28 protein-coding genes are annotated in these 22,640 nt (G+C 66.2%); 11 read left to right on the forward strand and 17 right to left on the reverse strand.

Features of this window, described 5'->3' with window-relative positions; translation table 11 throughout:
- A partial coding sequence (locus QOJ24_RS04395) for an amidase (RefSeq protein ID WP_526259478.1) occupies window positions 1-1,425 on the reverse strand: 1,425 nt, incomplete at its 3' end.
- 108 nt (window positions 1,426-1,533) lie between these two features.
- Here QOJ24_RS04395 and fabG point away from each other — a divergent pair.
- Entirely contained in the window at window positions 1,534-2,310 is a 777-nt protein-coding gene (fabG, locus tag QOJ24_RS04400) for a 3-oxoacyl-ACP reductase FabG (RefSeq protein WP_526259480.1), read from the forward strand.
- A 316-nt stretch (window positions 2,311-2,626) separates the two neighbouring features.
- Here fabG and QOJ24_RS04405 read toward each other — a convergent pair whose 3' ends face one another.
- A complete protein-coding gene (locus tag QOJ24_RS04405) occupies window positions 2,627-4,093 on the reverse strand; it encodes a peptide MFS transporter (protein ID WP_526259482.1) in 1,467 nt (488 codons plus the stop codon).
- A 102-nt stretch (window positions 4,094-4,195) separates the two neighbouring features.
- Between QOJ24_RS04405 and QOJ24_RS04410 the strand changes: the two genes are divergently transcribed.
- Together QOJ24_RS04410 and QOJ24_RS04415 are read left to right on the forward strand one after the other, a co-directional pair.
- Window positions 4,196-4,342 carry a hypothetical protein gene (locus tag QOJ24_RS04410; RefSeq protein WP_526259484.1) on the forward strand — a complete coding sequence of 49 codons (147 nt, stop codon included), beginning with the start codon at window positions 4,196-4,198 and terminating at the stop codon, window positions 4,340-4,342.
- Window positions 4,343-4,348: 6 nt separating this feature from the next.
- Entirely contained in the window at window positions 4,349-4,501 is a 153-nt protein-coding gene (locus QOJ24_RS04415) for a hypothetical protein (protein WP_526259486.1), read from the forward strand.
- On the opposite strand, the gene QOJ24_RS04420 is transcribed toward QOJ24_RS04415, so the two are convergent.
- A complete protein-coding gene (locus tag QOJ24_RS04420; RefSeq protein WP_526259488.1) occupies window positions 4,498-4,713 on the reverse strand; it encodes a hypothetical protein in 216 nt (71 codons plus the stop codon). The two genes, QOJ24_RS04415 and QOJ24_RS04420, sit on opposite strands and share 4 nt — an antisense overlap.
- 182 nt (window positions 4,714-4,895) lie before the next feature.
- Window positions 4,896-5,777, reverse strand: a complete 882-nt coding sequence (locus tag QOJ24_RS04425; RefSeq protein ID WP_526259528.1) for an LLM class flavin-dependent oxidoreductase — start codon at window positions 5,775-5,777, stop codon at window positions 4,896-4,898.
- A gap of 68 nt (window positions 5,778-5,845) precedes the next feature.
- Here QOJ24_RS04425 and QOJ24_RS04430 point away from each other — a divergent pair, with 68 nt between their 5' ends.
- From QOJ24_RS04430 to QOJ24_RS04445, 4 genes are all read left to right on the forward strand, one after another.
- Window positions 5,846-6,259, forward strand: a complete 414-nt coding sequence (locus QOJ24_RS04430; RefSeq protein ID WP_526259490.1) for a VOC family protein — start codon at window positions 5,846-5,848, stop codon at window positions 6,257-6,259.
- 132 nt (window positions 6,260-6,391) lie between these two features.
- On the forward strand, window positions 6,392-7,714 hold the full coding sequence (locus QOJ24_RS04435) for a sensor histidine kinase (RefSeq protein ID WP_526259492.1): 1,323 nt from the start codon (window positions 6,392-6,394) through the stop codon (window positions 7,712-7,714).
- Complete coding sequence (locus QOJ24_RS04440; protein WP_526259494.1) at window positions 7,702-8,346, forward strand: response regulator transcription factor; 645 nt, start codon at window positions 7,702-7,704, stop codon at window positions 8,344-8,346. The genes QOJ24_RS04435 and QOJ24_RS04440 overlap by 13 nt, the downstream gene beginning before the upstream one ends.
- Before the next feature lie 20 nt (window positions 8,347-8,366).
- On the forward strand, window positions 8,367-9,266 hold the full coding sequence (locus QOJ24_RS04445; RefSeq protein WP_526259496.1) for a DUF4097 family beta strand repeat-containing protein: 900 nt from the start codon (window positions 8,367-8,369) through the stop codon (window positions 9,264-9,266).
- On the opposite strand, the gene QOJ24_RS04450 is transcribed toward QOJ24_RS04445, so the two are convergent.
- Together QOJ24_RS04450 and QOJ24_RS04455 are read right to left on the reverse strand one after the other, a co-directional pair.
- A complete protein-coding gene (locus QOJ24_RS04450; RefSeq protein ID WP_526259530.1) occupies window positions 9,263-10,282 on the reverse strand; it encodes a nitronate monooxygenase in 1,020 nt (339 codons plus the stop codon). The genes QOJ24_RS04445 and QOJ24_RS04450 overlap by 4 nt on opposite strands.
- Window positions 10,283-10,345: 63 nt before the next feature.
- Window positions 10,346-10,876 carry a GNAT family N-acetyltransferase gene (locus QOJ24_RS04455; RefSeq protein WP_526259498.1) on the reverse strand — a complete coding sequence of 177 codons (531 nt, stop codon included), beginning with the start codon at window positions 10,874-10,876 and terminating at the stop codon, window positions 10,346-10,348.
- Between the two features lie 54 nt (window positions 10,877-10,930).
- Between QOJ24_RS04455 and QOJ24_RS04460 the strand changes: the two genes are divergently transcribed.
- Window positions 10,931-11,320, forward strand: a complete 390-nt coding sequence (locus tag QOJ24_RS04460; protein ID WP_526259500.1) for a VOC family protein — start codon at window positions 10,931-10,933, stop codon at window positions 11,318-11,320.
- Here QOJ24_RS04460 and QOJ24_RS04465 read toward each other — a convergent pair.
- A complete protein-coding gene (locus QOJ24_RS04465) occupies window positions 11,292-11,948 on the reverse strand; it encodes a maleylpyruvate isomerase family mycothiol-dependent enzyme (protein WP_526259502.1) in 657 nt (218 codons plus the stop codon). The genes QOJ24_RS04460 and QOJ24_RS04465 overlap by 29 nt on opposite strands.
- Complete coding sequence (locus QOJ24_RS04470) at window positions 11,935-12,837, reverse strand: alpha/beta hydrolase (protein WP_526259504.1); 903 nt, start codon at window positions 12,835-12,837, stop codon at window positions 11,935-11,937. The genes QOJ24_RS04465 and QOJ24_RS04470 overlap by 14 nt, the downstream gene beginning before the upstream one ends.
- Before the next feature lie 72 nt (window positions 12,838-12,909).
- Between QOJ24_RS04470 and QOJ24_RS04475 the strand changes: the two genes are divergently transcribed.
- Window positions 12,910-13,527 carry a TetR/AcrR family transcriptional regulator gene (locus tag QOJ24_RS04475; protein ID WP_526259506.1) on the forward strand — a complete coding sequence of 206 codons (618 nt, stop codon included), beginning with the start codon at window positions 12,910-12,912 and terminating at the stop codon, window positions 13,525-13,527.
- Here the strand turns inward: QOJ24_RS04475 and QOJ24_RS04480 are convergent.
- The gene (locus QOJ24_RS04480) at window positions 13,524-14,030 is read right to left on the reverse strand and encodes an Rrf2 family transcriptional regulator (protein ID WP_526259532.1); all 507 of its coding nucleotides are present in this window, start codon (window positions 14,028-14,030) and stop codon (window positions 13,524-13,526) included. The two genes, QOJ24_RS04475 and QOJ24_RS04480, sit on opposite strands and share 4 nt — an antisense overlap.
- A gap of 130 nt (window positions 14,031-14,160) precedes the next feature.
- Between QOJ24_RS04480 and QOJ24_RS04485 the strand changes: the two genes are divergently transcribed.
- Complete coding sequence (locus QOJ24_RS04485) at window positions 14,161-15,582, forward strand: aminotransferase class I/II-fold pyridoxal phosphate-dependent enzyme (RefSeq protein ID WP_526259508.1); 1,422 nt, start codon at window positions 14,161-14,163, stop codon at window positions 15,580-15,582.
- An 80-nt stretch (window positions 15,583-15,662) separates the two neighbouring features.
- Window positions 15,663-16,490 (forward strand): nitrilase-related carbon-nitrogen hydrolase, encoded by an 828-nt coding sequence (locus tag QOJ24_RS04490; protein WP_526259510.1) that lies wholly within the window; start codon window positions 15,663-15,665, stop codon window positions 16,488-16,490.
- On the opposite strand, the gene QOJ24_RS04495 is transcribed toward QOJ24_RS04490, so the two are convergent.
- The 8 genes from QOJ24_RS04495 to QOJ24_RS04530 form a co-directional block, all read right to left on the reverse strand.
- Window positions 16,479-17,135 (reverse strand): pyridoxamine 5'-phosphate oxidase family protein, encoded by a 657-nt coding sequence (locus tag QOJ24_RS04495; protein ID WP_526259512.1) that lies wholly within the window; start codon window positions 17,133-17,135, stop codon window positions 16,479-16,481. The genes QOJ24_RS04490 and QOJ24_RS04495 overlap by 12 nt on opposite strands.
- A gap of 16 nt (window positions 17,136-17,151) precedes the next feature.
- Complete coding sequence (locus tag QOJ24_RS04500) at window positions 17,152-17,751, reverse strand: isochorismatase family protein (RefSeq protein WP_526259514.1); 600 nt, start codon at window positions 17,749-17,751, stop codon at window positions 17,152-17,154.
- Between the two features lie 76 nt (window positions 17,752-17,827).
- A complete protein-coding gene (locus QOJ24_RS04505; RefSeq protein WP_526259516.1) occupies window positions 17,828-18,106 on the reverse strand; it encodes a hypothetical protein in 279 nt (92 codons plus the stop codon).
- A 19-nt stretch (window positions 18,107-18,125) separates the two neighbouring features.
- Complete coding sequence (locus QOJ24_RS04510; protein ID WP_526259518.1) at window positions 18,126-18,407, reverse strand: hypothetical protein; 282 nt, start codon at window positions 18,405-18,407, stop codon at window positions 18,126-18,128.
- A 105-nt stretch (window positions 18,408-18,512) separates the two neighbouring features.
- Window positions 18,513-19,250, reverse strand: a complete 738-nt coding sequence (locus QOJ24_RS04515) for a 3'(2'),5'-bisphosphate nucleotidase CysQ (RefSeq protein ID WP_526259520.1) — start codon at window positions 19,248-19,250, stop codon at window positions 18,513-18,515.
- Window positions 19,247-21,091: a sulfate adenylyltransferase subunit CysN gene (gene cysN, locus QOJ24_RS04520; RefSeq protein WP_526259522.1), complete on the reverse strand. Its 1,845-nt coding sequence runs from the start codon at window positions 21,089-21,091 to the stop codon at window positions 19,247-19,249. Before cysN ends, QOJ24_RS04515 begins: the two co-directional genes overlap by 4 nt.
- Window positions 21,091-22,020, reverse strand: a complete 930-nt coding sequence (gene cysD / locus QOJ24_RS04525; RefSeq protein ID WP_526259524.1) for a sulfate adenylyltransferase subunit CysD — start codon at window positions 22,018-22,020, stop codon at window positions 21,091-21,093. The genes cysN and cysD overlap by 1 nt, the downstream gene beginning before the upstream one ends.
- Window positions 22,021-22,208: 188 nt before the next feature.
- Window positions 22,209-22,442: a ferredoxin gene (locus QOJ24_RS04530; protein WP_526259526.1), complete on the reverse strand. Its 234-nt coding sequence runs from the start codon at window positions 22,440-22,442 to the stop codon at window positions 22,209-22,211.
- Window positions 22,443-22,640: the final 198 nt, after the last annotated feature.

Genomic DNA, 22,640 nt, shown 5'->3' on the forward strand with positions numbered 1-22,640 from the left:
GGGGGCGGCAGCCTCGAGTTGGGCCGCGAGTTGCAGGAGCACCTTCTCGTCCGGTGCCATCAGTTGCACGCCGATCGGCAGGCCGTCGCCAGTGCTGCCGAGTGGAAGCGAAATGGCTGCCCACCCGGTGAGATTCGCGAGCGGAGTCCACCCCGTCGTCGCGAATTCGACATCGAAGAAAGCGCGGGTGGTGCCGCGGGGCTGGTCCAGCAGCCCGTACGGCGGCGGGGGCGTCAGCAGAGTCGGCACGAGCAGCGCGTCATAGCCTGCCATCCCGGTGGCGAAGCGCCGCGTTTGGGCGTGCACCGCGTCGATGGCAGCGGCATATGCGGCGCCCGTTGTGGTGAAGCCTTCGCGGACCATCACCCACGTGCTCGGCTCGAGCTCGTACTCGGTGGGCTCTCGGCCCAGGACGCGGGTCGCCAATGCGTGAAGCGCAGTGTTGCTGACGGTGTGCAGAACCGCGATCGCGTCGGCAACGACATCGGGATCGATTGTGGGAGAGCCTGATTCCACCGTATGCCCTAGCTGGCCGAGCAGGCTTCCGACGGCCTCGACGGCGGCCGAGACGGCGGGATCGGTCGAGGTACCCGGGAACGGAGACTCGGTAGCCAGCAGGATGCGTTGAGTGGCAGGTCTTTCCGCTATCGCATCCAGGTATGTGATCGTCGGCGCTGGAGCGGCATAAGGATCGCCTGCGACGCTGCCCGCAATGACGTCGAGCAGGACGGCGCTATCGCGCACGGTGCGGGTGAGCGCGTGAACGTTCGCCAGACCCTCCAGCGATTGACCGGCACCCGGTGCGAAGGAGCTGCGGCCGCGTCGCGGTTTGAGTCCGACGAGCCCACAGCAGGATGCAGGCACCCGGATCGAGCCGGTGCCGTCACCACCTGACGCTGCAGGGACCACGCCCGAGGCCACCGCTGATGCCGATCCCCCGCTTGATCCGCCCGGCGTGATCGATGGCGACCACGGGTTGACTGTCGGGCCGAACAGTGACGGCTCGGTGGTGCAGTGATTTCCCCACTCGGGGGTATTCGTCTTACCGAAAACCACCAGGCCCGCCGACAGGTAGCGCTCCACGGTCCATGCCGTCTCCGTCGAGACGTGTGTGCGCAGGGCACGTGAGCCCATCGCCTCAGGCGTGCCCGCTAGCGGGGCCCCGAGGTCCTTCAGCAGGAACGGCACACCGGCCAGCGGCCCCGATCGGCCGTCGCGTGCGCGGCCCTGAGAATCCAACTCGGCGGCCTGCGCGCGTCCGCGGTCGAACAGGTCAGCGATCACGGCGTTGAGGTGGCGGGTCGCCTCGAGCCGGATGATCGCTGCGTCGAGCAGTTCGACCGCCGTTATCTCACCGGCCGAAACAAGGGCGGCCTGCCCGACGGCGTCGATGTCGGCCAACTGGAAAGCCTCTGCAGAGTCCATAGATCGAAGAATCCTCGCGCCTCACCGAGAGACCGGCAACCCCGCGGCGCGATATCAATCTGTCACGCGTGCTGCGTGACGGCCCGTGCGTGCTCCACACTGATGGCTATGTTCTCGCTTACGGGCAAGTCCGTCGTGGTCACCGGTGGCAGCAAGGGCATCGGCCGCGGTATCGCGTCGGTGTTCGCCGCCGCGGGCGCCAACGTCGCGGTGGCCGCCAGATCGACGGCCGACATCGACGCCGCCGTGAGCGCCCTCGACGGCGTCGGCGAAGGCACGATGATCGGCGTGGCAGCCGACGTCAGCGATCCCGATTCCTGTCGGGCGATGGCCGCGGCGGTCGTCGACGCGTTCGGCGGCATCGACGTGTTGTGCGCCAATGCCGGGATCTTTCCCGAGGCGCCGCTCGCGACGATGACTCCCGAGGAACTCGGCCAGGTGCTCGACGTCAACGTCAAGGGCAACGTGTTCGCCGTTCAGGCATGCCTGCCGTCGTTGATCGCCTCCGGCCGCGGCCGCGTCATCCTGACGTCGTCGATTACGGGGCCGATCACAGGATTTCCCGGTTGGTCGCACTACGGCGCTTCGAAGGCGGCACAGCTCGGCTTCATGCGGACGGCCGCAATCGAGCTTGCGCCCCAAGCGATCACCGTCAATGCGATACTTCCGGGCAACATCCTGACCGAAGGCCTGGCCGACATGGGCGAGGACTACCTCGCGGGGATGGCGCGGGTGATCCCGGCCGGCGCTTTGGGAACGCCCGCCGACATCGGCCATCTCGCCGCGTTCCTTGCGACCGACGAAGCCGCGTACATCACCGGTCAGGCAATCGCCGTCGACGGCGGACAGGTTCTGCCGGAGTCTCCGGACGCCGTCGCGCCGTAGCGAAAAGATCGCGAAAGCACCAACTTCGCGACGCGCCTGGACCGACACTGGAGCGGTCATGACGACAGCCGGGGAGGTGGTGCGATGGCTTCGGATATCTTCGCGAAAATCGGTGACATCCCAACTGCTGAAGCGCTTGCGCTCGTATTCGACCGAACCGATGGCGCCCAGCGGTACGACCAACGGGGAGCGCGCTTTCTGCTCGTACGTCGCACCCCACCCGCGGTGCTCGAACGTCAGAGTCTGGGCAGCCTCGTCGAGTGTCGCGGTGCACGACGCGCCGTCGAGGACGTCAGGGTCAGGTTCGGCCATACTCTTAGTGCACACCCTCCATCTCGCGGCTGATCCACGGCGCGAGCGCGAACACGATCACTCCTGCGACGATTGCGACCACACCGATGATTCCGAAGTAGGCGAACTCGCGAGCCGCGTCGTAGTACTTGGCGAGCACCCCGGACATCGACGTGCCGAGGCCGACCGAGAAGAAGTACAGCGCCATCATCTGCGCCCGGAACGCCTCCGGCGCAAGCTTTGTCGTGACCGACAGCCCAATCGGGGACAGCAGAAGCTCCGAGACGGCGAACACGGCAAGCACCGCGGCGACATACAGCGCGGGCACCGACTTGCCCTCTGTGCCCGCCATCGGCAGGAACAACAGGAACGCGATGCCCATACCTACCACGCCATACGCGAACTTGCGCGGCGTGGTGGGTGCTCGCTTGCCCAGTCGAGTCCACATGATCGCGAAGAGCGGTGAAAGCAGGATGATCCACACCGGCTCGATCGACCCGATCCAGCTCGACGGCGCCGTCCACCCGAAGATCGACCAGTTCATCCGCTCGTCTGAATAGACCGCGAGCACCGTGAAGATCTGCTGGAACAGCGACCAGAACACTGCATTGGCGATGAACAGCGGGATGAATGCCCGCACCCGAGTTCGTTCGACCGCTTCCACTTTCGAGCTGGTGAGCATGATCGCGAAGTATGCGATCGAGGCGACGATGATGACGCCCGTGGTGACCTGCGACAGGTTCGCCAGCTTGACGAGGCCGGTCACGAACGCGATCACCACGACGACGACGACCACTACTGCGGCGATCACAGCCCACTTGATGCCGCTGCGCGGCAATGGATTCGGCACAGTGCGGCCGTGCTCGCCGAGGTTCTTCCGAAAGAAGACGTATTGTGCGAGGCCGAGTGCCATCCCGACGGCGGCCGCGCCGAAGCCCCAATGGAAGCCGATCCGCGTCTGCAACAGGCCGGTGATCAGAGGGCCGACGAACGCGCCCAGGTTGATACCGAGGTAGAAGAGCGTGAACCCGCCGTCGCAGCGCGGGTCTCCTTTCTCGTACAGGGTGCCCAGCAACGACGATGCGTTGGCCTTCAAGGCGCCTGAGCCCAAGGCCACGAGCACCAGTCCGACGGCGACGCCGGCCAGGTCGGGGATGACCGCGAGCGCTATGTGGCCACACATGACTACGACGCCCCCGTAGAACACGGTGCGCTCCATGCCGAGCACGCGGTCAGCGATCCAACCGCCCAGCACGGTCGACAGGTACACCAGGCCGCCGTAGGCGCCGACAATGCCCGTCGCGGTGGCTTTGGGCAGCTCGAGGCCGCCTTCGGTGACGGAGTAGTACAGGTAGTAGCCGAGGATTGTGAGCATCCCGTAGAACGAGAACCGCTCCCACAACTCGACGCCAAAGAGGTTGGCCAAACCGATCGGGTGACCGAACAGCGTGCGTCCGGTCGGCTTTTCGTCCGTCTGTCCCACTGTTGTCATGTGGGCCAGCTTTACCACGCGAGTCCGCGCGGGGCTAGACGTTTCGGCGGCATCGCAGGTAGGTCGTCCGACGCGGCGCCGTGTCATGCCAAACTGGCCGCCATGGCTTTCACGGTGCGGTTCAGCGGCCAGCCCCAACCCCAGAACTACGGCGAGGATGACGGCTTCGAGTTCCTGGACGGCGGAGTGCTCGCCATTCACTTCGGCGACGAAACGAAGCGGGCCGAGTTCTACCCGCCCGCGAAATGAGACCAGGTGACCGCGGATCCCGACCACCTGGCCGGGTTGAACACGCCCTATGTCGACGAAGACGAAGAGGATGAGGACTTCGACGATGTGTACGACGACTATGACGACGAGGAAGGTGACTACGAGCCCGACGAGAACGACGCCGCGAGCGCGGACTAGTCAGCCCGGCGGTTCCGTCTCCTGCGGTGGCTCGCGACGAACTCGGCGTCGTAGAAGGGTGACGATGTCGGCGCCTTGGCCTGCTTGCGCTTTTCCGTTCGGCGCTGCAACAGCTCGATCAGCTCGACCGGCTTCACCCAGTCCGCCGGCTCGACAGCCGCGACATTCTGGTCGTCATCCGGCGTCGGATCGGGCTCGGGTGCGCTAACCATGGCCCATGCCGCAAACCAACGCAGTGCTGCCCGCGATGGCGATATGAACTTTGATCATCGGATACATCCTGTTCAAAGCTTCGCTGCGGGAGCGTCGGCAAAGTGTCTAGCTAAGCATAATTGACACTTGCGATGATTTCTATGCAATCCGGCTTTCAGTTGAGATGTCGACTAGACCGCGCCTACCCCAGATCCTTGACGACGTCGGCGACTCTGCGCACCTGTTGAACGTCAGAGGTGGTCGGGATCAGGTGAACCTCGTCGGTCCCGATTGCTTCGAATTGCCGTAACACACTGAGCAATTCTTCCTCGTTTCCCGCCCAGCCGGTGCTGGGTGCCATCGCATCCACGTACTCGGCCGGAATCCAGTTCATGTAGCGGCGCAGGTGACTGTGCACCTGTACACGCGCTTCGTCGCCGTCGCCGAGTGCGAACCAGAACGAGGTGGCCAGAAGCGGTTTGGGCTTGCCGGCCTTCGCCCACGCCGATCGCGCGACGTCGTAGAGCTCGTTCTGCTTGGTGGTGTCGAGATCTAGCGTGGTGCCTGCCAGGCCGGCAGCCCATTCCGCTGCAGACCGCACTGTCTTGGGTCCCATCGTTCCGACCAACAGCGGGGGTCCGCCCGTCTGCACCGGTGCCGGCCCAACCGGGACGACGGAGTCGGTCACGTTTTCGCCGGCCCATATACGCTTCATCACCGCGACGTGCTCGGCCATCCCCCGCATGGTCTGCGTCGCGGGGTCGGCGCCGACCGCGTCGTAGTCCTCGCGCCGACCGCCGATTCCGAGGCCGACGGTGAGCCTGCCGCCGCTGAGCATGTCTCCCGTTGCGAGTGCCTTGGCCAGCATCACGGGGTCGTGCAACTGTGGCACCAACACCGTCGTGATGAGCCGCACGCGATCCGTCCACGCCGCCAGCGCCCCCAGCAGCGCGAGGGCCTCCGGATTGTCGAACGCAATTCGCTCGCCCCAGCACAGGGATGAGAACGGTCCGTCGTCGATTGTCCTTGCCCAGTCCTCGAGGATCGGCGCATCGAGATCCGGCTCCATCACCGGCATCGTCATCCCTACCTGCACGACGGCGATTGTGGCACGTCGACTCGGGCTGACCCCGTACTGGCAGCATGAGGGTCATGCCGATCACCACGACTTCCGTCCAGCACATCAGGTTGACCGTCACCGACATCACGCGGTCGCGGGCGTTCTACGAGAGTGTGTTCGGCTGGCCGGTCGCGCTGGAGGTGCCCGCCGGTGCCGACGCCGAGACGCGCGAGAAGCTGTGGTTTCTCTACGGCGGTGTGCTCTATCGCGCCGGCCAGATGCTGGTCGGCCTGCGGCCGGTGGCCGACGACCGATTCGACGAAAACCGCGTTGGCCTCGACCATCTGGCGTTCCTCGTGAGCACGAAGGCCGAATTGGATGCGGCCGCAGCGCACCTCGATGAGCTGGGCGTCGCCCACGAGCCCGTCAAGGACATCGGTACGTCACACATCCTGGAGTTCCGCGATCCCGACAACATCGCCCTGGAGCTCATCGCCCTCAAGTAGCGATTTCGGCGTGGTTGGTTGCGCTCAGCGCCACTGATCACGCCGAAACCACTCGCGTGTGGGGGTTTTCCTCCGCCAAGTTCTCGGGAAAACGCCATGTTGCCCGGCCCGCGATCTCCCTAGGTTGTAGGCATGGTCGCAGTCACCTCCAACCTCGCTCCACCAGCCGCAGTCGAAACACCGCACACCGCAGTCGCGACGCCGACGCCTGCGCGACGCATCGGACTGGTGCCGACGGCGTCGATGATCACGGGCGCGGCCGTCGCGGCGGTATGGCTGTGGATTCCGTTGACAATCCTGGTCGTCGGCATCTCATCCATCCCGTCGGTCGTCGGCTTCGCTATCGCCGTCGTCGTATTCGTCTATCTCATGCGCGGCGCGCAATGGCTGGAACGGATCCGCAGCGAGGCGGTGTTCTCGATGGGCATCGGCGTCCCACCCCGCAATTTCTCCCCGTACACCGGCTTTCAGCGGTGGCTGCACCAGCTCTGGTTGGATATCAGCAGCGCACGGTTCTGGAAGGGTTCGGCGCATCACTTCCTGCGCGGGGTCTACGACGCCGCAGCGACCGCCATCGCCTTCGGCCTTCTGGTCTTCGCGTTCATCGGACCTGCCGCAGCGATCGCGATCAGGCAGAGTGACGACGACGCCGGTCTGTCATTTCTTGCGCCACCTCTCGCCTTCGCGCTGGCGCTGATCGCACTCCTCGCCTCGGCCGCGATTCTGGTTCTCGCGCCCGCCCTCGACGCCGCCATCGACCGATGGCTCCTGTCGCCGTCGCCCACCGCGGCGCTGAAGTACCAGGTCAATGCCTTGTCCGACGCGCGCAAGGGTGCGGTGTCCTCGGCGCAGACGGAACGGCACCGCATCGAACGCGACCTGCACGACAGCGTGCAGCCGCGACTGGTGTCGCTGGCGATGACGATCGGCCTCGCGCAGACCAAGCTCGACAACGATCTGCCCGAAGCCAAGAAGCTGATCGGCGAGGCGCATGATGATGCCAAGAGCGCACTCGTCGAGCTGCGCAATGTGGTGCGCGGCATCGCGCCCACCATCCTGTCTGATCGCGGCCTGGACGCCGCGCTGTCGTCGGTCGTCCAGCGCGCCGAAAACCTCGGCGTGCCTGCGACTCTCGACATTCACCTGCCGCGCCGGCTGCCCGAGGAGACGGAGTCGGTTGCCTACTTCGTCGTCGCCGAGGCGCTGACGAACGTCGCCAAACACGCACAGGCCACCCAGGCCGTCGTCACCGTGCGGCTTGACGAGACGACCGACCAGCTGCACGTCTCGGTGTTCGACAACGGTCGCGGTGGCGCTGCGATAACGAGCAGTGAAGAGGCCACCGGCCTACGCGGGCTCGAGGAGCGGGTGCGCGCCGCCCGCGGAGCCTTCACGGTCTCCAGCCCGGCAACAGGTCCCACCATCATCACGGCGGTCCTGCCATGCGGATCGTGATAGCCGAGGACTCCGCGCTGCTGCGCGCGGGCATCGAGCGCATCCTCACCGACGCAGGCCACGACGTGATCGCCGGCGTCCCCGATGCGACCAACCTGCTGCGCCTGGTCAACGATTCCCGGCCGGACCTGGCGATCGTGGATGTGCGGATGCCGCCCACCTTCACCGACGAAGGCATCCGAGCAGCCGCCCTTTTGCGCAGCCAAAACCCCGAGTCCCCGGTACTTGTGCTCTCACATTACGTCGAGGAGCGCTACGCCGCTGACCTGATCGCCTCGGACACAAGAGGTTTCGGCTATCTACTCAAGGATCGGGTGGCCGACGTACCCGCTTTCCTCGACGCCGTCGATGTGGTCGGCGGCGGCGGCACCGTGCTCGATCCCGAAGTGGTGTCGCAGATTCTGGTGCGCTCGCGCCGACGGGCAGTTCTGGATCAGCTGACCCAACGCGAGCTCGAGGTGCTGCAACTAATGGCTGAGGGCAAGACGAACTCCGCGATCGCCATCACCCTGCACATCTCGACGGGCTCCGCCGAGAAGCACATCGCCTCGATCTTCACCAAGTTGGAACTCACCGCCGACGAGAGCGAGAACCGCCGCGTGCTAGCCGTCCTGCGCTACCTCGAATCCTGAGCAACCGAAAGGCGTTTACCGTGACCACCATCGCCCCTCCCCCGCCCGCACCGCCGGTCAACCCACCACCGACGTCGCCGCCGCCGCTGTCGCCCGGCGGACGCACCGCGATCCGGGTGCTGCTCATTGCCGTGGCAGCGGTCCTGGTGCTGGGTAGCGTCGCAACCCTGGGCGTCGCGGCATGGGGGCTGTCGGCCTTCCGGGTGATCACCGACAGCAAGCCGCTGCCGACGACGATGCGGTCGCTGTTTGTCGACACCGGTCAGCTGCCGGTGGCGGTCCGCATCACTGCCGACCCCGACGCCACGCAACCACGCGCCGACATGCGCATGATCAACTCCGCGCGCGCCGGTTCCCATCCTCTGACGGTGACCACCGACTCGACGGGCACCCGGCTCACGATCAGCGGCGAACCGTCGCCGTTTCTGCAGTGGGGCCGTGCCGGGGAGATCACCGTGGTGCTGCCGCCGGAGATGGCCCGCGGGCTCACGGTCATCAGCCAGCAGCGGACCGGCGTCTTGATGACACAAGCCGATCTGGGCCAGGTGACCGCGCGCATGACGCACGGAGCGGTGCTGCTCAGCGGCTCCGCCCGGCGCATCGAGGTCGACAGCGTGGATGGCGACGTGCTCGCCCGCACCGCGATCTCGGTGACGGAGTCGTTCCGCGCCACCACCGCCAACGGCGACATCGAGGTGGACTTCAAGACCGCCCCGCGCACGCTCGACGCGAACACCGACAACGGCGATATCCGCGTCGCGCTGCCACCCAGCGGGCCCTACGTCGTGAACGTCAACACCAGCGGCAGGAGCGGTGACACGGTGGTGCGCGTCCCACAGACCAGCGACCGCAAGGATGCCGCCTCGGTGGTCACCGCCCGCTCTGACACCGGCGACATCACGATCGACGAACTTCGCTAGGTGAGTGAGCCGATGATGTCGGCCGTCGACGCTGCTCTGATCGACTTGAAGCCGGTGCCCGCCCACACGTTGGTGCCATGCGGATCGCCTGCGCGCACCGAGGCGGCCCGCACCGGCCCGGTCAGGTAATGGATCTCGGGATAGCCGAACGGCGCCTGCGCCTCATGCTCGTCGATGAATCGGTTGCGAAGTCCCCGCGCGTAGCGCCCGGAAAAGGACTTGGTCACAACGGTTTCGGTGAACTGCGGATCTTGTAGCGCAGCGCGGTGCACGGGGCTGCTGCCCGCTTCTTCGGCGAGCAGAAACGCTGTGCCGAGCTGCGCTGCCACCGCACCTGCCTCGATCACACGGCTGACGTCATCGGCGGTCACCAGACCACCGGCGGCGATGACGGGGACGCTGACCCGAGCTACCGCGGCGGCGAGCAGTTCGGCAAGGGGCTGCGAGTTGGGCTCTGCGACGGGGTCGAACGTTCCGCGGTGCCCACCGGCCGACGGGCCCTGTACCGCGATCGCGTCGACACCGCAGTCCACCGCCGCATCCGCCTCGTCGACCGACGTCACAGTGCCGACCGTGGCGATCCCCGCATCGCGCAACCGCGTGCACTCCGCAACGCTGGGCAGCCCGAACGTGAACGATGCCACCTCAGGCCGCAGGTCGAGCAGAACGTCGACCTTGGCCTGCCAGGCGTCGTCGTTGGAGGCGGGCTGACCCAGCTCGGCCCCGTACCGCTGCGCATCGGCAGCCAGCGCCGCGGCATACTTCTCGATCGTCTCCGGCGTCGCCGCACTGGGCTGGGGTGCGAACAGGTTGATGCCAAGAGGACCGGTGGTCAGCCTTCTGGCCGCCGCAATCCGCTCCGCGAGCGCGTCGGCGCTCAGGTAACCGGCCGCGACGAAACCCAGGCCCCCTGCATTGGTGCCTGCGGCAGCAAGCTCTGGCGTTGACGGACCACCGGCCATCGGCGCGACGATCAGCGGAACCGCAAGGCCTCGTAGATCAAACCCGTTCGGCATCATCGCCTCCCATCGTTTCAACGGCTCATTCGTACCACGCGAGGCTGGGATGTCGTCGGCCTGTCACCTGACTGCCTCCGCGAACTGCAGCACGTCCTGCGGCTCACTGCTGATGTTCGGAAACACGGTGTGTCGGACCATCCGGCCCTCGAACGCGAGGCCCGCCCGTTGGAGCACCCGGGCCGACCGCATGTTGTCGACATGGCAGATGGCCGAAATGCGGTAGACCTTCGGGTCGCTTTCCATTTCTGCGATGAGCAGGTCGACCACCTCCCCCATCAGCCGCCGACCCCACCATTGACGGCCCAGGTAGTAGCCGAAGTCCATGCTGTGCACCTGCGTCGGCCGAAACCCGCACGCGCCGACGATCTCTTCGGTGTCGCGTAACCGGATCAGCCAGCTGCGCTCACCGCCGCTGTTGAACACGTCGTTGATAACCCGCCGCGTCTCGGCGACGTCCGGGTGAGCAGTCCACGACATATAGCGCGTTACCTCGGGGTCGGAGGCGACCGAGGTGAACAGTTCCCCGGCGTCTTCGAGCGCGGGCGCGCGCAGTAAGACCCGTTCGCCGGTCAGGTCTTTGACGTCTGCCATGGCCCCATCGTTCACCGCCTACCCGGTCGCAGGAAACTGGTTTACTGGCGTTACATGAGTATCAAGTTGAACCACACGATCGTCGCCGCGAAGGACAAGACGGAGTCGGCGACCTTCCTGACCGAGCTGTTCGGCCTGCCCGAGCCGGAGTCGTTCGGTCATTTCCTGGTAGTCGCTGTCGCCAACGACGTCAGCCTCGACTACGCAGAGGTGCCCGACAACGAGGAGATCCGGCCGCAGCACTATGCGTTCCTGGTGTCCGAGGACGAGTTCGACTCGATCTATGGGAAGATCCGCGACCGCGGCATGCAGCACTGGGCCGATCCGCGCGGTAGCAGGCCGGGCGAGATCAACCACATCGACGGCGGCCGCGGGGTCTACTTCCAGGACCCGGCAGGCCACTACCTGGAGATCATCACCCGCCCGTATGGGTCGGGAGGCTGAGCCGCGCTTCGAGTACGGCGACGCCCTCGCCGCCGAGGCGTGGCAGCACCTTGGGCCGATTGCCGAGCACCGAGACGAGTTCGGAGGCGCGACCCTCGACCACCGGGCCTCGATCACCGTGGCGCCAACCGGTATCGGTCGCCCGCAGCCGCAAGCCCCTCGAGTTCCGGAAGGCGGGCACGAACGGATTCGGAACGGCCACCTGAGCATTCAGCACTGCGGCCAGGGCGTCCGACGGGATGTGCGGGTCCACGCCGAGAGCGAAGAGCATGTCGAGCTCATGCGTGACGTGGTCACCGAGGAGAAGTCGCGGCGGGCAATAGCGCCCAATCCCCCGTGGTTCCCGCATCAACCGCTCGAACTGATCGAGAAGCTCGACGCTTGGACGCGCCGCGGCCAGCGTCGTTCCCAACTCGACGTTCGCATCGTCGAACGAGCCGCAGTGACGAAGCACCGCACCCGTCACGCAGCGCAATGCAGCGCCGAGCCCGACAACCAGGTGGGCGAGCACCTGATGGTTTGTCCAACGCGCACACAGGCTCGGACTCGACCAGTCGTCAGCGCTGAAGCCGTGCGCGACACCGAGGAACCTCTCGTCGTTCTCCCGCAGCACGTCACGCACGGACATCGAGGTGCTCCCGCAGGAAGGCGGTTTGGTCGGCAAGCGCCTGCTGCACCAGCGGCGGGTGGTAGATCTCGAAGTGGTCTGAGTCGTAGTGGCGGGCCGAGCCTCTTGGCGCCCGCATCGCGACCAACTCAACGTATTTGGGGTCGATCAGGGTTTCGCGGTCGCACACGCATACCAGTAGCGGCGCGCTGATCTTGAGCGCGTACCGCAGCGCGGAGTTCCACAGCAGGCCGACGGCGTCGGCGGCGGCAACGCGGTTCTCGAAGTGCCCGCCCGGGGGGACTGTCGAATTCCATCCTTCTGCGGCCCCCTCCGCCGTCACGACCGCCGTACTGCCCGGCGGTCCGACGATCGCGACATATCGCCGTCCTAGGCGCAAGGACGCACGCAACGCGTCCTTGGCGATAAGCGGTGCCAGCCGAAGCGCCTGCATCGCGCCCAACGTGCGCACCGCCGCGGGCCCGTGCACCATCGGGCACTGAACGACCGCGGCCCTAACGTCATCTCGACCGGCTGCTACCCGGAGCACGTTCATCCCGCCGAGGCTGGTTCCCCATAATCCCATTCGGGTCGCATCCACAGCGGGCTGTCGCGCCACGAAGTCCAGCGCCGCCTCGACGTCGGCGCGCTGGTGTCGCAGCGAAATATGTTGTCGCGGTTGGCCGTCGGAATCGCCGGTACTGCGGTAGTCAAAAGCGAAGGTGGCGATGCCCGCCGCGGCGAAGTGCTTTGCGTACTGCGGCAGCATCATGTCGTGCGTCGCGCCAAAACCGTGCGCCAACACGACTGCCGGATGAGTCCCCGGCCCCGCAGGCAGTGTGAGCCAACCGGCACATCGGACGCCGCAGGCATGGAAGTCGACTCGACGGGTCGGAATGGTCACCGGCATGCCCTCTCCTATAAGTACGCTGTACGTATGACTAGACTCTTACACGTACGCCGTACTTGTCAAGGGAGTGGGATGCGCGCTCGGTTCACCACTGATGAAATCGCCGCCGCTGCCATGCGCATCGTCGACGATGCCGGCGTCGCCGCGCTGAGCATGCGATCGCTGGCGAAATCGCTTGGTACCGGACCGATGACGCTCTACAACTACGTCGCCGGCAAGGAGGAGCTCGAGGAGCTTGTGGTGGCCGCGATCGTCGCCGACGTGCGCCTGCCCGAGCCGACCGACGACTGGCAGCGGGATGCCTTTGCCGTCGCCAGCGCGATGTGGCAAGGCATCCGAGCGCATCCCGCGGCAATCCCGCTCGTGCTGACCCGTCGCATGCTTTCATCGACGGGCTTCGAGGCAGCCGAGGCGCTTGTCGCGGCGTTGGGCCGCGCCGGGTTGGAGGACCGCGATCGGCTGGCCGCGTTTCACGCGCTGCTCGGGCTGATAACCGGCTCAGCGCAGACAGATTTGGCAGGCCCAGCGGTCGCGGCCCGCATCGGGTCGGTAGCCGGTGCCGATCACCCCAACATCGAAGCGTTGTCCGCGATTGCCATCGAAACGTCGGTGGGGGACGACTTTCATCGCGGCCTGCGAATGCTGCTCGACGGCATCGCCGCTCGACGCCGAAGGGTTAAGCGTCGCTAACCGACCGTGCGCGGGACGTCGCCGCCCTTGCGGCCCCGGTGGCCCCGCTCCTGCTCCTGGCCCCGATACTCGTCGGCGAATGTGGCGACATGAGACGGCAGGTCACCGGTCGCCACGTCGGCCAGGCTGGTCTCCTCGAGCACCGAGCGCATGCTTGCCCGCAGCGCCCGCCAGACATCGGTCAGCGCGGCGGTCGGTCCTGAATAGGGCAGGTCACCCAGGCCGATGTCGCGCACGCTCGCCAACGGGCCATCGATGCAGCGCAGCACGTCGGCGATGCTGATCTCGGCAGCGGGCCGGGCGAGCTCGTAGCCGCCGTCGCGGCCGCGTCGGCTACGGACCAGCCGATCGGTGCGCAGATCCGACAGGATGTCGACGAGGAACTGCGGCGGAATGCCCTGCGCCTTGGCCAGGTCGTCGGTCTTGACCACCGCGCCTTCGTCGGCTGAGGCCAGCTGGATCATCGCCCGCACGGCGTACTCCGCCTTGGCCGACATCCGCATGCTGTGAATTCTGCCATCGACATGGGTGCAAACCGGACGCGCGTGCATCACCATCGACACATGACCACCCGCGTCGCCTGCGCCCGGATACCGCGATGCCACGGGGCGGGCGCCCAGCGCGAACGCGCTCATGGCCACTGACCCGCGCGGACTGCGATCGTGCGCACCTCTGCTGGATGCCTGGCTGCGATTTCACGAGGATCCACCGACACCCTTCACTATCCCTGGCCACAAGCAGCGGCACGATCTGGTGGGTGACGTCGTCGCAGGCGACGTACCGCTCTACGCGGGCCTGGACACGATGAAGCTCAGCCGAGGCGTCCTCATCGACGCCGAGGCCCGGGCTGCGCGGCTGTGGGGCGCGGAACTGTGCCGTTTCTCGGTGGGCGGGTCGACCCACGCCAACCAGGCACTCGCACTCGCCGTCGCCGACCACGACAACGCCTCGGTCGTGGTCAGTCGCACACTGCACCGATCCATGCTTCTCGGCCTGGTCCTTGCCGGCCTCACCCCGCTGTGGGTCCGCCCCGACGTGGACGCGGCGACCGGTCTGCCGCTCGGGGTTGCGCCCACGTCCGTAGCCGAGACCCTCCGTGTCAATCCCGGGGCTGTAGCTGTGCTCCTCGGGGACCCCTCCTACGTCGGCACGGTCGGCGAGGTCGGCGCGCTCGCCGATGCCGCTCATACCCATGGGGTGCCGCTGATCGTCGACGCGGCCTGGTCGGCGCATTTCGGTTTCCATCCCGACCTGCCAAGGCATCCCTTGCAACTTGGCGCCGACGCGATGGTCGTCAGCGCGCACAAGTCACTGCCCGCTTGGAGTCAGGCTGCCATGGTCTTTGTGCAAGGCGACCGAATTGACCGCGCACGCCTCGACGCGGGGGTCGAAGCGACGCACACGACCAGCCCCGCAGGCGCCATCCTTGCGAGCATCGACGCCGCTCGAGCTCTTTTGGAGCGCGACGGGGAATCTCTTTTGGGAGAAGCGCTCTCGGCGGTGCACGCAGCCCGCGAACGCCTCTCGGGTGTCGACGGTCTCGTCTTCCTGGACGGTCCGGGTACCGACCCAATGAAGTTGACACTGGTGCTGCCGGGAACCGGCGCCGACGGCATTGCGATCGAAAACGACTTGCTCGCGGCGGGATTACCGGTGGAGGCCGCCGAACGGGACACGATTGTGGCGCAGGTGTCGCTGGCGGACACGGCCGAGTCAATCGGCCGTCTCACCGACGCGTTGATCGCGTCGGTGGCGCGCCACCGCGGCAAGCCACGTCCGGTCGTCAGCGGTGCCGCCTACCAGATAGCGCCGGTGACCGTCATGCCGCCGCGGACCGCGTTCTTCGCGCCAAGCGACACCGTCGCCCTACGCGACGCCGTCGGGCGCGTCAGCGTCGAACTCGTCGCGCCCTACCCGCCGGGTATCCCGATCCTTGCCCCTGGCGAGGAGGTCACACACGCGGTCCTCGACGCGCTGAGCAAAGCCCGGTCCGATGGAGTGCGAATCGCCTACGCTGCCGACCCCTCGCTGGGAACACTTCGCGTCGTTGCGTGACGGTGCCGAAACACCAATCCCAGACAGCCTTTCAGCAGATTGCTCTATTCCGCATCAATGCCTGTCCGTAACATCGACACATGACCGCCCGCGTCGCCTGCGCCCAAGTTCCACTGTCCGTCGGAGACACCGCGGGGAATCGCAGTACCTGCAGGTCCGCGATCGAAGAGGCGGCCGGCGACGGCGCACAGATCGTCGTGCTGCCGGAGCTGGCCTCGTCGGGCTATGTCTTCGCCGATCGCGCCGAGCTCGCCTCGTTGGCCGAAGCCCGCGACGGGCCTGCCATCGCCGAATGGGTAAATCTCGCGGAAGCGTTGCAGATCACGATCGTCGGCGGATTCCCCGAGGCGGCGGGCGATGCGGTCTACAACAGCGCGGCCGTCGTCGACCCGACCGGTCTGCGAGGCGTCTACCGCAAGGCACACCTGTGGGACAGCGAGAATCCCGTGTTCGACCGCGGCGACGACCTACCCATGGTGGTGGACACCGAGCACGGCCGCATCGGCGTCATGCTCTGCTACGACATCGAATTTCCGGAATGGGTTCGGGCCGTGGCACTTTCCGGGGCCGACCTGCTGTGCGCCCCGGTGAACTGGCCGCTGCTGCCGCGGCCCGCAGGGGAACGGCCGACCGAGATGGTGCGTGCTCTGGCGGGCGCCGGGATGAACCGGATGCCGATAGCGGTGTGTGACCGGGTCGGCGTGGAGCGCGGTCAGGACTGGGTCGGTGGCAGCGTGATCGTCGACGCCGACGGATACCCGATGGCCATGGCCGATTTCGGCAAGGCGGGCGTGATCACCGCCGACGTCGACCTGGAGGAGTCACGGGTCAAGCGAATCAATTCGCACAACGACGTGCACGGAGACCGCCGCACGGATCTGTACCGTCGAACCGCGCTACTGGACTGACGGCGCACCGGAAATCGACCGCACCGACTCCGGCAGCGGGATGCCCGGTCTGAGGTCGGGAGCGGGCAGCGGCTCGCCGTAGGCCACCGACATCGGGACGACACCCGCCCAAGCGTCACCCGCGATGTCCTCGTCCGGATCCTCCGGCCATCCGCCGCTGACCTTCAACGACCAGTTGTCCGTGCCGATGAGTAGCCGCAGCGGCATTGTCGCCGCGAGTTCCTTACGGTTGCTGGCGCGTAGCTCGGAGGTCCTGCCCGGGATGAACGCCTCGGTCAGTCGATCGAGATAGCGCGCCTTGTCGGCTTCCGGCACCCGCTCGAACACTCCGAACATCACGGCACTGCGATAGCGGAATGAGGACTCGAATCCACTGCGCGCGACGACGATTCCGTCCAGTCCGGTGACCGCGACCGCCGCCGACGCTCCGTGCGCAAGTGCGCGCAGCCACGGAGAGCCCATCGAGCCGTGGATGACCAGTTCGTCGTCGACCCTGGCGAACCCGGTCGGGAAGATCACCGGATGGCCGGCACGCACCAGCGCCACCGTGGCCAGCGGAGTGCTGTCGAGCAGTTCGTCCAGCTCGCCGCGCGATGTGCTCTGCTTCTCGCTGAGCCTGCTGACCTGAGTCGAGGGTGTGGTCATGTCAATCGCCGCCTGCTCAGTCAGGGATGTGCGCGGCGTCGGGAACGACGACGGCGAACAGGTCGGCGATTGCGGCCAGGCTTGCCGTGTGTAGCACGGACGCGGCAACGGGCTCGTCGTCGACGCCGGGCAATGTTCGGGTGGCGGTCGCGGCGGCCACCACGGTCGGCGCGTAGCCGAGATTGAATGCGCCTCGGGCGGTCGAGTTCACGCACATGTGCGTCATGAACCCGGCGAGGACGAGGTTCGACGCGTTCGCGGTCTTGAGACGATCGTCAAGATCCGTCTGCACGAACGAGTTCGGGTAGTTCTTCACGACGACCGGCTCGCCGTCACGCGGGGCGACGCGATCGACGATCGCGCCACTCTCGCCCTCGATGTCGTAGAGCGAGCCGGGACCGTCGGAGTGTTGGATGTGGATGATCGGGATACCCGCGGACCGGGCCCGGTCCAGCAGTGCGGCGGCCTCGTCGAGCGCCGCCTGCACCCCGTCAAGCTCCATCACGCCGCGGGTGTAGGTGTTTTGGCAGTCGATCATGATGAGCGTCGACTGGGCCAGCTGTGCCGGGACCAACGGCAGCTCGGCCAATGCGCGCAGGGTCTGAGGTTCTGACACGTCGCCGAGCGTATGCCGTCAGGCCCCGGTTGCGGTGACGATCAGTGAGGACGCCGGAAACCCGCAGTTGGGTCGCCTACGGAACGTTGTTGATGCCCGGGTGCTGACCCGGTGCCACAGTCGGCGCGCCAGGAGCGGTCACTCCTGGAGTGAACAGATTGCCGCCGGTGGGGCTGACACCCTTCTCCGTCGGTGACGGCGGCGCAGCACTGGACGGCGACGTCGTCGTTGTCGTGCTTGTGGTCGACGGCGCCTGCCCTCCGTTTCCGCACGCGCTGGCGAAAGCGCCGATCACGATCAGTGCGGAGCCGGTGGCGACGACCATCCGACGACGACTCATTCGGCCGATGAACACTATTCACATCCTCATCGCGTCAATTGTTTCGGTGCACGCCGGGAGGTTCGGTGGGTGCCGGCGGCGCCTTGATGCCGGGTGTGAACAGGTTGCCACCGGTGGGGTTGATGCCCTTCTCGGTCGGCGATGGCGGCGCAGCACTCGATGACGGCGGCGTCGTGGTCGTTGTCGTGGTGGTTGTTGTCGTGGAAGGCGTCTGCTCGCCGTTGTTGCCGCATCCCGCAAGGAGTGCGCCCATCGCGATCAGTGCCCCACCGCCAACCACTGCCACCAAGCGGCGAGTGAACGGTTCCGAGCTCATGAAGTTCAGAATTCGCTATGCGGATACTGTCCACAAGCTATGCCATGGAGTTCCACTAAAACCCGCAGCCAACACGCAGCCTTCTCCAAGAGATGAGGGCGGAATCTACCGGGTGACAGACAGAACCGCCTCGGCAAGCTCGGGACGGCACACGATCAGATCGGGCAGCTTTGGGTCTGGCCGGTTGTATTCGAGCGGCGCACCGTCGAGGCGTGATGTGTGCAGGCCCGCCGCGCGCGCGACCGCGACCGGTGCCGCGGAATCCCATTCGTACTGGCCACCGGCATGGACGTAGGCGTCGGACAGTCCCTGCACGACAGACGCGACTTTAGCTCCGGCCGAGCCCATTTCGACCAACACACCATCGAGCGCGTCACGCACTTCGAGCGCGACGGCGGGCGGGCGAGTCCTGGAGACCACGATGCGCGGCTTGGCAGGCGCGGGCGGAGGGGTCGCGACGTCCGGCGTGGCGAGCGTGATCCCCTGTGCCGGCAGCGCAACCGCACCGGCGACGAGATTGCCTGCCTGCCACAGTGCTACGTGCACTGCCCAGTCGTCACGACCGAGTTCGGAGAACTCGCGCGTGCCGTCGAGCGGGTCGACGATCCACACCCGTTCCGAACGCAGCCGGATCGGGTCATCGGCACCCTCCTCGGACAACACCGCGTCATCGGGCCGCGCAGATGCGAGAGCCTCCATCAGGAAATCATGAGAGCGCTTGTCCCCCGCAGCTTTTCGCTCGGCAGCACTGGCATTGGCGAGCTGTTCGCGGATACCAAGGAGCAGTTCCCCCGCCTCGGTCGCCAATCGCCCGGCGACCTGGTGGTCAGTCCAATCGGTCACTGGCGGGTTTCCAGTAGTTCGACAACGAGGTCGGCGAGTTCTTCGGGCGAGCGCTCGGGGGTGAGTCGCAGGTCGGGGTTCTTCGGCCGCTGGTACGGGCTGTCGATTCCGGTGAAGTGGGTTATTTCACCTGCCCGCGCCTTCGCGTACAAGCCCTTCGGGTCGCGGCGTTCACAGTCCTCGAGTGGGGTGTCGCAGAACACCTCGAAGAAATCCAGGCCGCTGTCATTTGTCACCTTGCGCGCAAGCGCGCGGTGCTCCTCGAGAGGGCTGATGGCAGGCACCAGCACGATCTGGCCGGAGTCGGCCAGGATGGCTGCGATATGGGCAAGCCTGCGCTGGTTCTCGGCGCGGTCGGCCATGGAGAAGCCCAGGTCGGCGTTGAGACCGTGTCGAAGGTTGTCTCCGTCGAGAACATATGCCGGCGTTCCCTTTTCGAGCAGCTTCTGCTCGACGAGCATCGCCACCGACGACTTGCCCGATCCCGACAGGCCGGTGAACCAGACCGTCCTGCCCTTTGACAGCCGGTCGTCGGTTGTACACAACGATTCGTGGCGGACCGTGTTGGGGCTCGCCGTGCGCGCAGTCACGAAGGGCAAGATCATGCCCGCCGCGACGGTGCCGTTGGTGTTCGGGTCGATCAGGATGAACGAACCGGTCGCCGCGTTGCGGCTGTACTCGTCGAGCAGCAGCGGTACCTGTGTTCGCAACGAGATTCGGCCCAGTTCATTGAGTTTGAGCGCGGTCGCCGTCTTGTCGCGGTGCAAGGTGTTGACGTCGAGACGGTAGTCGAGCGCGGTCACCCTGGCACGGGTGGTGCGCGTCGTGTGCTTGATGATGTAGTCGCGACCAGGCTCCAGCGACGCCTCGTCGGCCATCCAGCACACCGTGGCGTCGAAGTCCTGCGCCACACGCGGCTGATTGTTCGGCCTCGCGATCAGGTCACCGCGGGATATGTCGATGTCGTCGGCAAGGCTGACAGACACGGCCATCGGCGGGAACGCTTCCTGCACAGGCCCGCTCGGCCCTTCGATGGCGGTGATGCGGCTCGTCTTGCCGGTGGGCAGCACGACGATCTCGTCGCCGGGACGCATCACACCGCTGGCGACGGTGCCCGCGTAGCTGCGGTGGTCGGCATGGTCGTGGGTCTGCGGCCGGATCACGTACTGGACCGGGAACCGCACGTCGACCAGGTTACGGTCGCCCGCGATGTAGACCTCTTCGAGGTGCGACAGCAGTGCGGGTCCGTCGTACCAGGGGGTCTTATCGGACTTGGTCACCACGTTGTCGCCCTTGAGAGCCGACAGCGGGATCGTGGTCACATCGTGCACGTCGAGTCGCGCCGCGAACTCATGAAAGTCATCGCGAATCTTCTCGAACTGCTCGCGGTCCCACTCGATGAGGTCCATCTTGTTGACGGCCAGCACGATGTGACGGATGCCGAGTAGCGATGCCAGGAACGCATGCCGACGCGACTGCTCGAGCAGGCCGTGTCGGGCGTCGACGAGCACGATCGCCAACTGTGCGGTCGAGGTGCCGGTGACCATGTTGCGGGTGTACTGGATGTGGCCGGGTGTGTCGGCGATGATGAATTTCCGCTTGGGAGTGGCGAAGTAGCGATACGCCACGTCAATCGTGATGCCCTGCTCCCGTTCGGCGCGCAGACCGTCGGTCACCAGCGCCAGGTCGGTGTAGTCGTGTCCGCGCTCCTTCGAGGTGCGCTCGACCGAGGCCAGTTGATCCTCCATGACGGCCTTGGAGTCGAACAGCAGGCGCCCGATGAGGGTGGACTTGCCGTCGTCGACCGAACCCGCGGTGGCCAGACGAAGAAGTGTGGTCATCAGAAGTAGCCTTCCCGCTTGCGGTCTTCCATGCCTGCCTCGGAGATCCGGTCGTCGGCGCGGGTGGCGCCGCGCTCGGTGAGCCGTGACACCGCCGTCTCGGCGATGACTTCGGACACGGTGCCCGCCAGAGACTCCACGCAGCCGGTGCACGTGACATCGCCGACGGTGCGGAACCGCACGGTCTTCTCGACGGTCTCCTCGTCCTTGCGTGGCTGTAGGTATTTGTGCACGGCGAGCAGCATTCCGTCGCGCTCAAAGACTTTGCGGCGGTGCGCATAGTAGATCGACGGCAGCTTGATCTTCTCGGCGCCGATGTAGGACCAGATGTCGAACTCCGTCCAGTTCGACAGCGGGAAGACCCGAATGTGCTCGCCCTTGTGGTGACGGCCGTTGTAGAGGTTCCACAGCTCGGGCCGCTGCGCCTTGGGGTCCCACTGGCCGAACTCGTCGCGGAAGCTGAACACCCGCTCCTTGGCTCGCGCCTTCTCCTCGTCGCGCCGAGCGCCGCCGAACGCGGCGTCGAACTTGTTCTCCCGGATGGCGCGCAGCAGCGTGACAGTCTGCATCGGGTTACGCGACGGGATCGTCTCGACCACGCGTCCGGCGTCGATGTCGTCCTGCACCTTGGCGATGACCAGCCGCACCCCGGAATCCTTCACGAGCTCATCGCGGGCTTGGAGAACCTCGTCGAAGTTGTGTCCGGTGTCGACGTGCATGACAGGGAACGGCAGCCGTCCTGGCGCAAACGCCTTGAGCGCCAGATGCAGCATGACGATGGAGTCCTTACCGCCGGAGAACAGCAGCACCGGCCGCTCGAATTCGGCGGCCACCTCGCGGATGATGTGGATAGCCTCCGCCTCGAGCACCCGGAGATGGCTCAGCTCGTAGCGCCCGGCGGCCGGTTTCGACTCTTGCGCGGTCGTCATCGATTCCTCGTTAAGTTGGTAGATTTGACCATATTTACAGGTATAACCCGTTATAAAACCAGCCGCGGCCTGCGATGTCAACGCTCGATGCCCCGCGAGCGTGCGCAAAGTGTCAGCAATCAGCGGCGTGTCGCATGCAGACACGCACGCTCGCGGTGAAAGCCGAGGCGTAGGACGGGTCGGCGCACTCAGCCGTGCGGCGTGATGACGGCGCGCCCCTGGATCTTGCCGTCGTGCAATAGGTGGTAGGCGTGCACCGCATCGTCGAGCGCGAAGTGTTCGACGAGCATCTTGATTCGCGCGACCTGCTGACGTTGCGACACATCGGGATTGGGGTCGTACGCGAGAGCTTCCTCACCCTGCAGTTGAAGAACCTCCGGCGCGAGCGGAACGCATTGCGCGTACCCGAGGCACCGATTCATCCACGACGATTCGCATGCTTCTCGGCTCCTTCTCAACCGGCGCTGAGGGCAGGTCAGCGGTTCTCCCGTGACCTCGCGGGAGGGGGCCGACAGTACCGCTTACGCACTTGTAAATTGCACTTTTTGGGTGTTGGCGTCAGCGGTTACATCGGAGCGTTCGCGGGCTGGAACGCCCCAGACCCGTCGGCGTCTTCTTCG

This window comes from Mycobacterium sp. (assembly GCF_032159775.1).
GTDB lineage: Bacteria > Actinomycetota > Actinomycetes > Mycobacteriales > Mycobacteriaceae > Mycobacterium.